The organism is Blastococcus haudaquaticus (assembly GCF_900230285.1).
Taxonomy (GTDB): domain Bacteria; phylum Actinomycetota; class Actinomycetes; order Mycobacteriales; family Geodermatophilaceae; genus Blastococcus_B; species Blastococcus_B haudaquaticus.
Genome location: NZ_OCNK01000005.1, coordinates 176294 through 190464 on the forward strand (window position 1 = coordinate 176294; position 14171 = coordinate 190464).

Sequence of the window (14171 nt, forward strand, 5' to 3'; positions counted from 1 at the left end):
CGAGCGGTGCCGCCGACGATCACCGCCACCGACCACCCGCTGGAGAAGCTGACCGGGGACGCCGTCGTCGTCGCCGTGGGCAAGGGACCGGACGGCCCGCTGCCCACGCCCGGTGCGGAGGCCGTGGACCGCCTGCTCGGTGGCCGCCTGCTCCCGGCGCTCGCCGACCTGGGCGCCCGAGGCACGGAGGACGAGGTCACCCGGATGCCGACGTTCGGGCAGGGCCCCTTCCCCGTCGTCGCCGTCGTCGGTCTGGGCGCTCCGGATGCCACCGGCGCCTACCCGGCCGAGGCCGTCCGGCGGGCGTCCGGCGCCGCCAGTCGCGCGCTCGGCGGCCGGCGATCGGTCGTCAGCCTGCTCGCCGCCGTGGGCGGCGCCCCGGACGCCGGGCGGCTGCACGCCGTCGGCGAGGGCGCCCTGCTGGGCGCCTACGAGTTCACCGCCTACAAGTCCGACCTGCCCGCCGGCCGGCCCACGCCGCCGAGCGAGTTCACCGTCGTCGTCCCGGACGCCGGTGTCGCCGAGGACGCGCTCCGGCGGGTCCGGGCCGTGGCCGACGCGGTCGCCCTGGTCCGCGACCTGGTGAACACCCCGCCCAACGACCTCTTCCCCGCCGAGCTCGCCGCCCGCGGCGCCGCGGCGGGCGAGAAGGTCGGGCTGGCCGCGGAGATCCTCGACGAGGACGCGCTGCTGGCCGGTGGCTACGGCGGCATCCTCGCCGTCGGGCAGGGATCGACCCGCAAGCCGCGGCTGCTGCGCCTCGCCTACTCCGGGCCCGGCGCGCGCAAGAAGGTCGCGCTGGTCGGCAAGGGCATCACCTTCGACAGCGGCGGCCTCTCGATCAAGCCCGCGCTGAAGATGGAGGACATGAAGAGCGACATGGCCGGCGCCGCCGCCGTGATCGCCACCGTCTGCCTCGTGGCCCAGCTCCGCCTCCCGGTCGACGTCGTCGCGACCGTGCCCATCGCCGAGAACCTCCCCAGCGGCACCGCCTACCGGCCCGCCGACGTGGTGACGTTCCGCAACGGCAAGAAGGCCGAGATCACCAACACCGACGCCGAGGGCCGGGTCGTGCTCGCCGACGCCATCGCCCGGGCCGCCGAGGACCGGCCGGACGTGCTGCTGGAGACCTCGACGCTCACCGGCGCACAGATGGTCGCGCTGGGTTCGCGCACCGCCGGTGTGATGGGCAGCGACGACCTCCGGGACGCCGTCGTGGCCGCGTCGAAGCGCAGCGGCGAGGGCATGTGGCCCATGCCCCTGCCGCCGGAGCTGCGCAAGGGCCTCGACTCCCCCATCGCCGACTTCGTGAACGCCAACCCCGACCGGATGGGCGGGATGCTGGTGGGCGGCCACTTCCTCAAGGAGTTCGTGCCCGACGGTCTGCCCTGGGCGCACATCGACATCGCCGGCCCGAGCTACAACACCGGCTCGCCGTGGGGCTACACGCCCAAGGGCGGCACCGGCGTCCCCGTCCGCACCCTCCTCGCCACCATCGAGGGCCTCATCGCCGAAGGCTGACGTGACGGGATGGAACGGCCCCGGGTCGGCCCCGTCCCGAGGCTCGCCCCGAGCGTGCGAGGGGTGAGGAGGACGGGGTCCTTCTCCTAGCGAGTGGTGGGGGGCCTGTGGTCCTTGCTCCAGTCACGCATGCGCTGGGGGTAGCCGGTCACCTGGGCGTCGTAGACGGGGATCGACAGGTCGCGGGAGAGCTTCCGAGCCACGTCGGGGCCGTCGATGCGCCGGCGGGTCCATTCGCCGTCGGCGGCGACCAGCACGATCGTGGTCTCCGTGACGGCCGTCCTGGGCTCGACGTACCCCTCGACACCGCGGCGGCTGGCCACGAACTGCTCCAGGTGTCTGAGGTCGGTGCGCTGCGATCCGCGGTCCAGCGTGCCCCGGCGTCCGTCGTCGCGGGCCCGGCCCGGGCGGCTGCGGCCACGCAGCCGGTCGAACAACCCCATGGCGCTCTCCCCTCGTCGGGAACCCTTCGTTGCAGCTTCGTGATCATCGGCACGTCCGGGTAGGCAACGGCGCTCCGGGCCGGGTCGTTCCCGGAGTGGCAGGATGAGAGCAAGCCCCCGCCCGCACGAGCGGAGGCCGACGACTGCATCGAGGAGATCTCGTGAGCTCACCCACCTCCCCCGCCGACCTGGTCATCCTCGGTGGTGGCTCCGGTGGCTACGCCGCAGCGTTCCGGGCGTCCGAGCTGGGCCTGAACGTCGTCCTGATCGAGAAGGACAAGGTCGGCGGAACCTGCCTGCACCGCGGCTGCATCCCGACCAAGGCGCTGCTGCACGCCGGCGAGGTCGCCGACCTGGCCCGCGAGGGCGAGCAGTTCGGCGTCAAGACGTCGCTGGCCGGCATCGACATGGACGGCGTGAACGCCTACAAGGACGGCGTCATCGCGAAGCTCTACAAGGGTCTGCAGGGCCTGGTGAAGGCCCGCAAGATCACCTACGTCGAGGGCGAGGGCCGGCTCACCTCCCCCACCACCGTCGAGGTGAACGGCCAGACCTACGAGGGCAAGCACATCCTGCTGGCCACCGGCTCCTACGCCCGCTCGCTGCCGGGGCTCGAGGTCGACGGCAAGAAGGTCATCACCAGCGACCACGCCCTCAACCTCGACCGGGTCCCGGCGTCGGCGATCATCCTCGGCGGCGGCGTCATCGGCTGCGAGTTCGCCAGCGCCTGGAAGTCCTTCGGCGTCGACGTCACCATCGTCGAGGCCCTCCCCCACCTGGTGCCGCTGGAGGACGAGTCCTCCTCCAAGCTCCTGGAGCGCGCGTTCCGCCGTCGCAAGATCGCCTTCGAGCTGGGCAGCCGGTTCTCCGGTGTCCAGAACACCGAGAACGGCGTGAAGATCTCGCTGGAGAACGGCAAGGAGATCGAGGCCGAGCTGCTGCTCGTCGCCGTCGGCCGCGGCCCGGTCAGCCAGGGTCTCGGCTACGAGGAGGCCGGCGTCCAGATGGACCGCGGCTACGTCCTCGTCGACGAGAACTGCCAGACGAGCGTGCCGACCATCTCCGCCGTCGGCGACCTCATCCCGACGCTGCAGCTGGCCCACGTCGGCTTCGGCGAGGGCATCCTCGTCGCCGAGCGGGTCGCCGGGCTCACGCCCGCCCCGATCGACTACGCCGGGGTCCCCCGGATCACGTACTCCGACCCCGAGGTCGCCTCGGTCGGCCTCACCGAGGCCCAGGCCAAGGAGCGGTACGGCGAGGTCAAGACGCTGACCTACGACCTGGCGGGCAACGGCCGCAGCCAGATCCTGAAGACCACGGGCGCGGTCAAGCTCATCCAGGCCGAGGACGGCCCGGTCGTCGGCATCCACATGGTGGGCAGCCGGGTAGGCGAGCTCATCGCCGAGGCCCAGCTCATCTACAACTGGGAGGCCGAGGCCGACGACGTCGCCAGCCTCATCCACCCGCACCCGACGCAGAGCGAGGCGCTCGGCGAGGCCCACCTCGCCCTCGCCGGCAAGCCGCTCCACGTGCACGGCTGATCTCCGCTCCACCCCCACCCACCCAGCGCCAGAAGGAGCACTGCCCCGATGCCGACGTCCGTCACCATGCCCGCCCTGGGCGAGAGCGTCACCGAGGGCACGGTCACTCGCTGGCTCAAGCAGGAGGGTGAGCAGGTCGAGGCCGACGAGCCCCTCCTCGAGGTCTCGACCGACAAGGTGGACACCGAGATCCCGTCGCCCGCCGCCGGTGTGCTGACGAAGATCCTCGTCGCCGAGGACGAGACCGTGGACGTCGGCGCCGAGCTGGCCGTCATCGGCGGCGACGGCGGCGGGGACGATCGTGGGGGCGAGTCCGCCCCGCCGGCGTCCGCAGAGGACGAGGACACCACGCCGCAGTCCCCCGACCAGCAGGTCGAGGACGCCGGCCCGGGGTCGTCGGAGTCCGAGCAGCCCGCGCAGCAGCAGGAAGAGCCGGCACCCGCCTCGGCCGACACCAGCTCCGACGGTGGCGGCTCGGGCGGCGGCGAGGGCACCCCGGTCACCATGCCGGCGCTGGGCGAGAGCGTCACCGAGGGCACCGTGACCCGGTGGCTCAAGGCCGTCGGCGACGAGGTGAGCGCCGACGAGCCGCTGCTCGAGGTCTCGACGGACAAGGTCGACACCGAGATCCCGTCACCGGTGAGCGGCACGCTCCTGGAGATCACGGTCAACGAGGACGAGACCGTCGACGTCGGCGCACAGCTCGCCCTCATCGGCAGCGGCTCCGGTGGTGGGTCGTCGGCCCCGGCGCCGGCCCAGGAAGCCCCCCAGCAGGAGGCGCCGAAGCAGGAGGCCCCGAAGCAGGAGGCCCCCGCCGAGGAGCAGCCCCAGGCCGCGCCGGAGGCCAAGCCGGCCGCCACCGCGACCACCCAGCCCGGTGGCGACTACGGCGCCAGCGGGGCGCAGCCCGCGCAGTCGCCGACCTCCGCTCCGCCGCCGCAGGTGGCTCCGCAGGCACCCGCCGCGCAGCAGTCGTCCGGCGACGGCGGCGGCGCGTACGTGACGCCGCTCGTGCGCCGGCTGGCCGCGGACAAGGGCGTCGACCTCGGTTCCGTGTCCGGCACCGGCGTCGGTGGCCGCATCCGGAAGCAGGACGTGCTCGCCGCGGCCGAGAAGGCCGCCGCGCCGGCGCCCGCCGCCGCCCCCGCCGCGTCCTCGGGTGGCGCTCGCACCCCGTCGCCGGCGGCCACGCCGGACACCTCGGTGCGGGGCCGCACCGAGAAGATGTCGCGGCTGCGCACCGTCATCGCGCGGCGCATGGTCGAGTCGCTCCAGGTCAGCGCCCAGCTGACCACGGTCGTCGAGGCCGACGTCACCCGCATCGCGAACCTGCGCCAGCGGGCGAAGAAGGACTTCGAGGCACGCGAGGGCGTCAAGCTCTCCTTCCTCCCCTTCTTCGCCAAGGCCTCCATCGAGGCGCTGAAGGCACACCCGTCGGTGAACTCCTCGATCGACCAGGAGGCCGGCACGGTCACCTACCACGACACCGAGAACCTCGGCATCGCGGTGGACACCGAGCGCGGGCTGCTCGTCCCGGTCATCCACGACGCCGGTGACCTGAGCCTGGGCGGGATCGCGCGCAAGATCGCGGACCTGGCCGAGCGCACCCGGACGAACAAGGTCACGCCCGACGAACTGGGCGGCGGCACGTTCACGCTGACCAACACCGGCAGCCGTGGGGCGCTCTTCGACACCCCGATCATCAACCAGCCGCAGGTGGCCATCCTCGGCGTCGGCTCGGTGGTCAAGCGCCCCGTCGTCGTCAACGACCCGGAGCTCGGGGAGGTCATCGCCGTCCGGTCGATGGTCTACCTGGCCCTGACCTACGACCACCGGATCGTCGACGGCGCGGACGCCGCGCGCTTCCTCACCACCGTGCGGGAGCGGCTGGAAGCCGGGCAGTTCCACGGCGAGCTCGGGCTCGCGTAGTCCTTCCCTGATCGGGGCCCCGGCGGACGCCGGGGCCCCGATCGCTTTCCGCACCCGCCGATCCACGTTCGCGAGAGGACCCCTGCCGTGAAGATCGCCGTGTCCGGCGCGTCGGGGCTGATCGGCGGCGCCCTCCTGCCCGCGCTGCGCGCCGACGGGCACGAGGTCATGACCCTGGTCCGGCGCACCCCGCGGACGGCGGACGAGCACCGGTGGGATCCGCAGCACCGCCGCATCGACCCGTCGCTGCTGGCCGACGTCGACGCCGTCGTCAACCTCGGCGGCACGCCGATCCGGCCGAGGCCGTTCACCGCCGGCTACAAGGAGCGGCTCGTCTGCAGTCGGCTCGATGCGACCACGACGATCAGCGAGGCCCTCGCCGCCGCCGCGGCCGCGGACCCGGGCCGCCCCCGTGTCCTGCTCTCGGCGTCGGCGGTCGGCTACTACGGCGACACCGGCTCCCGGACCGTCACCGAGAAGGACCGCGCGGGCTCGGACTTCCTGGCCCAGCTGTGCCTCCAGTGGGAGGCGGCGACCGCACCGGCGGAGGCGGCCGGCGTCCGGGTGGTTCACCTGCGCACCGGCCTGGTCCTCGACCGCGGGGCCATGCTGGTTCGGGTGCTGGGCCTGGTCTTCAGGCTCGGGCTGGGCGGCCGGATGGGCAGCGGCCGGCAGTACTGGCCCTGGATCAGCCTGGACGACCAGATCGGGGCGATGCGCCATCTCCTCACCGCAGACGTCTCCGGCCCGGTCAACCTCACCGGCCCCGCCCCGGTCACCAACGCCGAGTTCACCCGGGAGTTCGCCCGGCAGCTGCACCGTCCCGCGGTGCTCCCCGTGCCGGCCTTCGCGATCAACCTCGCGCTCGGCGAGTTCGGCCGGTCCAGCGTGACCGCCGGGCAGCGCGCCATGCCGGTGCGTCTGGAGGAGTCCGGTTACCGGTTCACCCATCCCGACCTGCCCTCGGCGCTCCGGGCGGCCACCGCCCGTCGACGGTGACCAGCGCGACTCAGGCGAGCCGCCGCGCGCTCTCGATCCGCCAGCCCGCCTCCGTCCGCAACAGCACCATCCGCACGGTCGCCTCCGCTCGCCCCGCCACGGACCTGACCGCCGGCCCGTCCGGATCACCGGCGGCGACGACGTCGTAGGCGGGCCACCGGTCCACCAGATCCATCTCGACCCTTCCCCCCTCCTCCGCGGCCGCGGTCACGGCGGCGACGGTCGGGTCGAAGCCGCGCACCACCTCACCGGCGGCGGTGAGCCCACGGACGTGCTCCTCGTCGGCGATCCGCAGCGGGCTCCCGTCGGTGTAGACGTCGCCCAGGCGCTCGGGTGAGCCGGCCGTGAAGGCAGCCGCCCGACGGTCGTAGAGCTCGGTCACGAGCGCCCACCATTCCTGGGCCGAGGACGGCGCCTCCTGCCGGTCGGCTGCCGACGCGCCCGGGCCGGGGGCCGGCGGGGCACCGGCCGCCGCCTCGGGCAGGTCCGAACCCACCGCGGCGGCCACCGTCGGGGCACCGCCGGGGGTTCCGCCGTCCTCCGCCCAGCGCAGCCCGAACCAACCGACCGCGAGGAGGACGGCCAGGGCCCCCGCCAGCACGCCGGCCCGGGGCGAGACGGTTCGCGCCCCCTCCCGGAGCCGGTCGCGCCACAGCTCTCCCCGCCCGGGCGGTGCCACGACGACGGGAGCGGGACGGGCGCGCCGTCCGGGCACCTGATGGGTGAGCTCGGTGCGCGGTCCCGCACCCGTCCGGCTGAGCTCGGCGTCCGGCACGCCGTCCACGGGGAGCCGGACGGGCTCGGGCCGGCACGCGTGCCGCAGGTCCAGCGCGAAGGCTGCCGCCGAGCCTCGATCATGTGGGTCGGCCGCCAAGCCGCGGCTGATGACCGTGACGAGCTCGGCAGGTGCGTCCGGAGCCAGCTCGGCGAGGTCAGGGAGGTGGCCGCCGGCCGCGACCGCCAGCGTGTCCGCGGGAGTCGCGGCGTTCCACGGCGCGATGCCGGTGAGGGCGTGGAAGGCCGCGGCGGCGACGCCGAAGACGTCGGAGGCGGGGCCGGGGGCCCCACCGCGCGCCACGGTGGGGTCGACGTAGGGCGGCGTCACCTCCGCCGCGGCGGTCTCGCCCAGCACCCGGGCCACGCCCAGGTCGGTGAGCACGGGGCGGCCCTCGGCGGTGAAGACGATGTTCCCCGGCGACAGGTCGCCGTGGACCACGCCGTTGCCGTGGGCGTGCGCCAGCGCCGCGGCCACCGGCGCGATCGCCGTCACGACCTCCCCCGGACGCAGCCGGCCGCGTCTGGCCAGGAGCGACGCGAGGCTGCCGCCGGCGAGGAGCTCCAGGACGAGCGCGACCCGTGCCGCACTGCCGCGACGCGGCTGGTGCACGACCTCGATGAGGCGGACGAGGTGCGGGTGGTCGAGCGCGCCGAGCAGCGCGGCCTCGCGGGCCTGGCGCTCCGGCTCTCCCGCCACGAGCACCTTGACGGCCACGGCGTCCCCGCCGCGTCGTGGGACGGCGCGCCACACCTCCCCCGACCCGCCACGACCGAGGAGCGTCTCCAGGACGTATCCGGGGACCGCGGGCGGGACGATCGACGCGGGCGGGACGGGAGGCATGCCGGGACGGTAGGGCGTCCGGAGCCGGATCCGCTCCGCTTGTCCACAGGGCCTCTTCTCCCGGGCCTCCTCTCGCTCAGGGGCCTCGGCGCGACCGTCCGGTGTCCGGGCTACCGTCGGCCGATGTCGTCGCGGGCCGAGGTCGTGGTGGTCGGAGCAGGTCTCGCCGGCCTGTCGGCGGCCACCCGGCTGTCCGAGGCCGGGATCGACGTCCGGGTCTTCGAGGCCGGTGGGCATGCCGGCGGACGGCTGGCCACCGAGCGCATCGACGGGTTCGTCGTCGACCGTGGCTTCCAGGTGCTCAACACCGGCTACCCCCGGGCGGCCGACCTCGACCTCGACGCCCTGGAGATGGGCTGGTTCGAGCGGGGCGCGGTGGTCCGGGTCGACGGCACCGCTCACCGGGTCGTCGACCCGCGGCAGCGCCCGACCGGCGTGGTGGGGACGGCGACCGCACCGATCGGCTCGCTGCGCGACAAGGCGGCCCTCGCCGGCTTCTCGCTGCGCGCCGGATACTCCCCGGTGGGGCGGTTGCTCGCGGCGCAGGAGCGCACGGCGGAGCAGGCCCTGCGCCGGGCAGGGATCGGCGAGACCGCCCTGGAGCGGTTCTTCCGGCCCTTCCTGGCCGGCGTGCTCCTGGAGGACGAGCTCGCGACGTCCAGCCGCTACCTGGACCTGCTCTGGCGCAGCTTCGTCCGCGGAGGCATCGGCCTCCCCGCCGCCGGCATGCAGGCCGTCGGGGAGCAGCTGGCCGGCCGGTTGGGAGCCGATCGGGTCCTCCTGCACACCTGCGTGCGTGCGATCGCGCCGGGCACGGTGGTCACCGACTCCGGCCGGTGGGACACGGACGCCGTCGTCGTCGCGACCGACCCGGACACGGCGGCGCGGCTGCTGCCCGACGTCGAGGCGTCGGCGCCCCGGCGGGTCACGACCCACTTCCACGTGCTGCCCACGTCACCGTGGGACGCACCGTTGATCGTCCTCGGGCAACCGGGCGGGAGGCTGGTCAACAGCGTCGTCCTGTCCGACGCCCAGCCGCGGTACAGCCCCGACGGCCGCGCCCTCGTCGCGAGCTCCACGCTGTCGCCGGCCCGGGAGGACGAGGTCCGCGCCGAGGTCGCGGCCGCGCACGGGGTGGCGCCGTCGGACCTCGACCACCTGACCACCGTCACCGTGATCGGCGCGCAGCCGACGGCCGTCCCGCCGCTGCAGCTTCGACGCCCGGTGGACCTGGGCGACGGCGTCTACGTCTGCGGTGACCACCGCGACACCCCGTCCATCCAGGGCGCCATGGCGAGCGGGGCGCGTACCGCCCGCGCCGTCCTCCGCGCACTGCGCCCGTCCGACGACCGGAGAGCCTCCTGATGCCCGCCTCGCAGCCGACCGTCCTCGCGACCAGCATGGGCTTCGCCTCCCGCGGTCGCGGCCCGTACGACTGGCGACCGGGACCGGTGTTCGACCTGGCCGTGGAGCTGGCCGGCGCCCCCGAGCGGCCGAGGCTCTGCTACCTCGGCACCGCCACCGGCGACGACCCGGTACGCATCGCCGGCGTCTACGGCGCGTTCGCCGGCAGCGCCGTCGAGGTCAGCCACCTCAGCCTGTTCACCATGCCGACGGTGCCCGACATGCGGGCCCACCTGCTCGCCCAGGACGTCGTCTGGGTCGGGGGCGGGAGCGTGGCGAACCTGCTCGCCGTCTGGCGGGTGCACGGCCTGGACGAGATCTTCCGCGAGGTGTGGGAGGCCGGCGTCGTGCTCGGCGGGGTGTCAGCGGGCTCCCTGTGCTGGCACGTCGGCGGCACCACCGACTCCTACGGGCCGGACCTCCGCCCGGTGACGAACGGCCTGGCGCTGATCCCGACCTCCAACGGCGTGCACTACGACTCCGAGGAGCAGCGGCGCCCGCTCTACCACCGGCTGGTCGCCGACGGCACGCTCCCCGGCGGCCACGCCACCGACGACGGCGTCGGACTGGTCTACCGCGGGACCGAGCTGGTGGAGGCCGTGTCCGACCGTTCCGGAGCGGCCGCCTACCGCGTGGAGCGGGGGCCGGACGGCGCCGCCGTCGAGACCCGCCTCGAACCGCGGCGTCTCGCCTGAGCGGCGGCTTACGCTGATGGGCGTGAGCGAGCTGCGGATCATCCGGGCGGGGACCGTTCCCTACGAGGACGCGTGGGCGCAGCAGCGCGAGCTGCACGCCCAGCGGGTGGCCGGCGAGGGTCCCGACACCCTCCTGCTGCTGGAGCACCCCCCGGTCTACACCGCCGGCAAGCGGACCGAGCCGCACGAGCGCCCCTTCGACGGCACGCCGGTCATCGACGTCGACCGCGGCGGCAAGATCACCTGGCACGGCCCCGGGCAGCTGGTCGGCTATCCGATCGTCGCCCTGACCGACCCCGTCGACGTCGTGGCCCACGTCCGCCGGCTGGAGGAGGCCCTGATCGAGGTGTGCGCCGGCTTCGGTCTGGCGGCCGGCCGGGTGGCGGGACGCAGCGGCGTCTGGGTGCCGGCCGACGAACCGGGACAGGGCTTCCGGCCGGAGCGGAAGGTGGCCGCGATCGGCATCCGCGTGGCCCGGGGCGTCACGATGCACGGCTTCGCGCTCAACTGCGACCCGGACATGACGGCGTTCGGCAACATGATCCCGTGCGGGATCCCGGACGCCGGTGTGACGTCGCTGTCGGTCGAGCTCGGCCGGGACATCACCACGGCCGAGGCGATCGGCCCGGTCGAGGCGGCGATGACCCGGGTCCTCGCCGGCACGCCCGCTCCCGCATGACCCCGCTCCCCCGCAGCGAGTACGTCAGCCTCACCACCTTCCGGCGGACCGGTGTGCCCGTGGCGACGCCGGTGTGGGCCGCGCCGGACGGTGACTCGCTGGTCGTGTGGACCCGCGCCGACTCCGGAAAGGTGAAGCGGCTGCGTCACACCAGCCGGGTGACCGTCGCGCCCAGCGACATCCGCGGCCGCGTACAAGGCCCCGCTGTCGACGGCACGGCGGAGCTCCTGCCCACCGCCGCGCACGCGCAGGCGCGGGCTGCCCTCCGTCGCGCCTACGGGCTAAAGTTCACGCTCGGCGACACGACCTCGCGGCTGTGGCACCGCGCGCTCCGCCGTCCCGGCCGACGGCACGAGCTGATCCGCATCTCCCCCGCGACCTGAACGGTCGCCGTCACCCGAGGACGAAGTTGACCAGACGTCCGGGGACGGCGACGACGCGGCGCACGGTGGCGCCGTCCAGGTAGCCGGCGATCTTGTCGTCGGCCCGCGCCGCTGCCTCCAGGGCCGCGGCGTCGGCGTCCGCAGGCACGCTGACCTGCGACCGCACCTTGCCGTTCACCTGGACGGCGACCTGCACGGTGTCCTCGACCAGCCATCGCTCGTCGGCCACCGGGAAGGCGTGCCAGGCGGACGACCCCTCGTGCCCCAGCCGGGTCCACAGCTCGTCAGCCAGGTGCGGCGCCAGCGGTGCCACCAGCAGGACCAGCGGCTCGACCACCGACCGCGGAACCGGCGACGAGGCCCCGTAGGCCTGGGTCAGGTGGTTGGTCAGCTCGGTGATGCGGGCGATCGCGATGTTGAACCGCAGCGTGGAGAACCCGTCGCGCACGCCGGCGATGGTCCGGTGCAGCGCGCGGAGCGTCTCCTCACCCGGCTCGACGTCCTCGGCCGCGCGGACCTGGCCGGTCTGCTCGTCGACGACGACCCGCCAGATGCGCTGCAGCAGGCGCTGCGAGCCGACGACGGCCTTGGTCTCCCACGGCCGCGACTGGTCCAGCGGCCCGGTCGACATCTCGTACACCCGGAAGGTGTCGGCCCCGTACGCGCCGATCATCTCGTCCGGCGTGACCATGTTCTTGAGGCTCTTGCCGATCTTCCCGTACTCCCGGTTGACCGGCTTGCCCTCGTAGAGGAACTGGCCGTCCTTCTCCACCACCTCGGCCGCGGGCACGTAGAAGCCGCGCTCGTCGGTGTAGGCGAAGGCGGAGATGTAGCCCTGGTTGACCAGGCGGCGGAAGGGCTCCTCGCTGGACACGTGGCCCAGGTCGTGCAGGACCTTGTGCCAGAACCGGGCGTACAGCAGGTGCAGGACGGCGTGCTCGACGCCGCCGACGTACAGGTCGACACCGCCGACGTCGCCCGGCTCGCGCGGGCCCAGCCAGTACTTCTCCAGCTCCGGGTCGACCATCCGCTCGTCGTCGGCGGGGTCCAGGTAGCGCAGGTAGTACCAGCACGAGCCCGCCCAGTTGGGCATGGTGTTGGTCTCGCGGCGGTACTTCTTCGGGCCGTCGCCCAGGTCCAGCTCGACCGTCGTCCACTCGGTGGCCCGGGACAGCGGTGGCTCAGGTGCGGAGTCGGCGTCGTCGTCGGCGAAGGTCTTCGGTGAGTAGTCGTCGACCTCGGGCAGCAGCACCGGCAGCATCGACGTCGGGACGGGGATCGGCAGGTCGTTCTCGTCGTAGACGATCGGGAACGGCTCGCCCCAGTAGCGCTGCCGGCTGAACAGCCAGTCGCGCAGCTTGTAGGTGGTCGTCGCCTCGCCGTGCCCGTGCTGCACCAGCCACTCGGTGATGCGCGCGATGGCATCCGCCTTCTCGAGGCCGTCCAGCGAGATCTCGTCGTTGGCGGAGTTGATCATGGGGCCGCTGCCGGTGTACGCACCGCCCGCGAAGTCCTCCGGCGGCTGCACGGTGCGCACGACCGGGAGCCCGAAGACCTCCGCGAACTCGAAGTCACGGGTGTCCTCCCCCGGCACGGCCATGATCGCGCCGGTGCCGTAGCCGGTCAGCACGTAGTCGGCGATGAACACCGGCAGCTCGCGCCCGTTGACCGGGTTGACGGCGGTGACGCCCAGCCACACGCCGGTCTTCTCCCGGCCGGCGTCCTGACGGTCCAGCTCCGACCGGCGGGAGGCCTGCCGCTGGTACGCGGCGACCGCCTCGCGGGGGGTGGCCGCTCCCCCGGTCCAGCGGGGGTCGGTGCCGTCGGGCCAGGCGTCCGCCGTCAGTGTCGCGACCAGCGGGTGCTCCGGTGCCAGCACCATGTACGTGGCGCCGAACAGCGTGTCCGGCCGGGTCGTGAACACCTCGACGGTCTCGGCGCCGGCAGCGAACCGGACTTTCGCGCCGTTGGATCGGCCGATCCAGTTGCGCTGCATGAGCCTCAGCGAGTCCGACCAGTCCATGCGGTCCAGGTCGTCGATCAGCCGGTCCGCGTAGGCGGTGATCCGCATCATCCACTGCTTGAGCGGCCGCCGGAACACGGGGAAGTTGCCGCGCTCGGAGCGGCCGTCGGCGGTGACCTCCTCGTTGGACAGCACGGTGCCCAGCCCCGGGCACCAGTTCACCGGCGCCTCGTTGAGGTAGGCCAGCCGGTGCGCGTCGACGACGGTGCGGCGCGCGACGTCGTCCAGCTCGGCCCAGGGCAGCCCGGAGGGATTGGTGCCCGCGGTGGGCGTGCGCGTCCCGGCGTCCAGCTCGGCGACCAGGTCCTCGATCGGGCGGGCCTTGCCGGCGGACTCGTCGAACCAGGAGCCGAACAGCTGCAGGAAGATCCACTGGGTCCACTTGTAGTAGCCCGGGTCGATCGTGGCGAAGCTGCGGCGGTCGTCGTGGTCGACGCCCAGGCGGCGCAGCTGCGCCTTGATGGCCGCGATGTTGGCCTCGGTCGTGACCCGCGGGTGCTGCCCGGTCTGGACGGCGTACTGCTCGGCGGGCAGGCCGAAGGCGTCGTAGCCCATCGGGTGCAGGACGTTGTCGCCGTCCATGCGGCGGAACCGGCTGGTGACATCGGTGCCCAGGTAGCCCAGCGGGTGGCCGACGTGCAGCCCGGCACCCGAGGGATACGGGAACATGTCCATCAGGAAGTACTTCGGCCGGTCGGCCACCCGCTCGAAGCCCTCGCTCAGCCGGCCGGTCGGGTTGGGCGTGTGGAAGGTGCCCTCGGCCTCCCAGCGGTCCTGCCAGGCGAGCTCGATCTGCTGGGCCAGCGCGGGCGTGTAGCGGTGCGGGGGAACGTCACCCGTGTGCTGCTCGACGTCGGGCTGGTCGGCGGTCTGGCTCATCGCTGGTGCTCCCGGGTGATCGCAACGCTCGTACCGACGGCGAACATGAAGAAACCC

General features: G+C 73.8%; 11 protein-coding genes. 8 read left to right on the forward strand and 3 right to left on the reverse strand.

Features of this window, described 5'->3' with window-relative positions; all coding sequences use genetic code 11:
* Positions 1-6: 6 nt before the first annotated feature.
* The gene (locus tag CRP30_RS18765) at positions 7-1521 is read left to right on the forward strand and encodes a leucyl aminopeptidase (protein WP_097185532.1); all 1515 of its coding nucleotides are present in this window, start codon (positions 7-9) and stop codon (positions 1519-1521) included.
* Positions 1522-1607: 86 nt separating this feature from the next.
* Here the strand turns inward: CRP30_RS18765 and CRP30_RS18770 are convergent, their stop codons facing one another.
* Complete coding sequence (locus tag CRP30_RS18770) at positions 1608-1964, reverse strand: oxidoreductase (RefSeq protein ID WP_097185533.1); 357 nt, start codon at positions 1962-1964, stop codon at positions 1608-1610.
* Between the two features lie 161 nt (positions 1965-2125).
* Between CRP30_RS18770 and lpdA the strand changes: the two genes are divergently transcribed.
* The 3 genes from lpdA to CRP30_RS18785 all read left to right on the forward strand — a co-directional run bounded on the left by lpdA (position 2126) and on the right by CRP30_RS18785 (position 6433).
* Entirely contained in the window at positions 2126-3505 is a 1380-nt protein-coding gene (gene lpdA, locus CRP30_RS18775; RefSeq protein ID WP_097185534.1) for a dihydrolipoyl dehydrogenase, read from the forward strand.
* 48 nt (positions 3506-3553) lie between these two features.
* Positions 3554-5434, forward strand: coding sequence for a 2-oxoglutarate dehydrogenase, E2 component, dihydrolipoamide succinyltransferase (gene sucB, locus CRP30_RS18780; RefSeq protein ID WP_097185535.1), 1881 nt, complete (start codon positions 3554-3556; stop codon positions 5432-5434).
* Between the two features lie 87 nt (positions 5435-5521).
* Positions 5522-6433, forward strand: coding sequence for a TIGR01777 family oxidoreductase (locus CRP30_RS18785; RefSeq protein ID WP_200814854.1), 912 nt, complete (start codon positions 5522-5524; stop codon positions 6431-6433).
* A 10-nt stretch (positions 6434-6443) separates the two neighbouring features.
* Here CRP30_RS18785 and CRP30_RS18790 read toward each other — a convergent pair whose 3' ends face one another.
* Positions 6444-8051: a serine/threonine-protein kinase gene (locus CRP30_RS18790; protein ID WP_097185536.1), complete on the reverse strand. Its 1608-nt coding sequence runs from the start codon at positions 8049-8051 to the stop codon at positions 6444-6446.
* Between the two features lie 123 nt (positions 8052-8174).
* Here CRP30_RS18790 and CRP30_RS18795 point away from each other — a divergent pair, with 123 nt between their 5' ends.
* The 4 genes from CRP30_RS18795 to CRP30_RS18810 are packed head-to-tail and all read left to right on the forward strand — an operon-like array spanning position 8175 to position 11212.
* A complete protein-coding gene (locus tag CRP30_RS18795) occupies positions 8175-9416 on the forward strand; it encodes an NAD(P)/FAD-dependent oxidoreductase (RefSeq protein ID WP_097185537.1) in 1242 nt (413 codons plus the stop codon).
* Positions 9416-10150 (forward strand): Type 1 glutamine amidotransferase-like domain-containing protein, encoded by a 735-nt coding sequence (locus tag CRP30_RS18800; RefSeq protein WP_097185538.1) that lies wholly within the window; start codon positions 9416-9418, stop codon positions 10148-10150. The genes CRP30_RS18795 and CRP30_RS18800 overlap by 1 nt, the downstream gene beginning before the upstream one ends.
* A 22-nt stretch (positions 10151-10172) precedes the next feature.
* Positions 10173-10829, forward strand: a complete 657-nt coding sequence (gene lipB / locus CRP30_RS18805; protein WP_235003540.1) for a lipoyl(octanoyl) transferase LipB — start codon at positions 10173-10175, stop codon at positions 10827-10829.
* Positions 10826-11212, forward strand: a complete 387-nt coding sequence (locus tag CRP30_RS18810) for a PPOX class F420-dependent oxidoreductase (protein WP_097185540.1) — start codon at positions 10826-10828, stop codon at positions 11210-11212. Before lipB ends, CRP30_RS18810 begins: the two co-directional genes overlap by 4 nt.
* 10 nt (positions 11213-11222) lie before the next feature.
* Here the strand turns inward: CRP30_RS18810 and leuS are convergent, their stop codons facing one another.
* The gene (leuS, locus tag CRP30_RS18815; RefSeq protein ID WP_097185541.1) at positions 11223-14114 is read right to left on the reverse strand and encodes a leucine--tRNA ligase; all 2892 of its coding nucleotides are present in this window, start codon (positions 14112-14114) and stop codon (positions 11223-11225) included.
* Between the last annotated feature and the right edge of the window lie 57 nt (positions 14115-14171).

Bases quoted from the DNA above. Each gene is read 5' to 3' on its own strand.
- CRP30_RS18770 (WP_097185533.1), bottom strand. From the start codon at position 1,964: ATGGGGTTGTTCGACCGGCTGCGTGGCCGCAGCCGCCCGGGCCGGGCC.
- sucB (WP_097185535.1), top strand. From the start codon at position 3,554: ATGCCGACGTCCGTCACCATGCCCGCCCTGGGCGAGAGCGTCACCGAG.
- CRP30_RS18790 (WP_097185536.1), bottom strand. From the start codon at position 8,051: ATGCCTCCCGTCCCGCCCGCGTCGATCGTCCCGCCCGCGGTCCCCGGA.
- CRP30_RS18795 (WP_097185537.1), top strand. From the start codon at position 8,175: ATGTCGTCGCGGGCCGAGGTCGTGGTGGTCGGAGCAGGTCTCGCCGGC.
- CRP30_RS18800 (WP_097185538.1), top strand. From the start codon at position 9,416: ATGCCCGCCTCGCAGCCGACCGTCCTCGCGACCAGCATGGGCTTCGCC.
- CRP30_RS18810 (WP_097185540.1), top strand. From the start codon at position 10,826: ATGACCCCGCTCCCCCGCAGCGAGTACGTCAGCCTCACCACCTTCCGG.
- leuS (WP_097185541.1), bottom strand. From the start codon at position 14,114: ATGAGCCAGACCGCCGACCAGCCCGACGTCGAGCAGCACACGGGTGAC.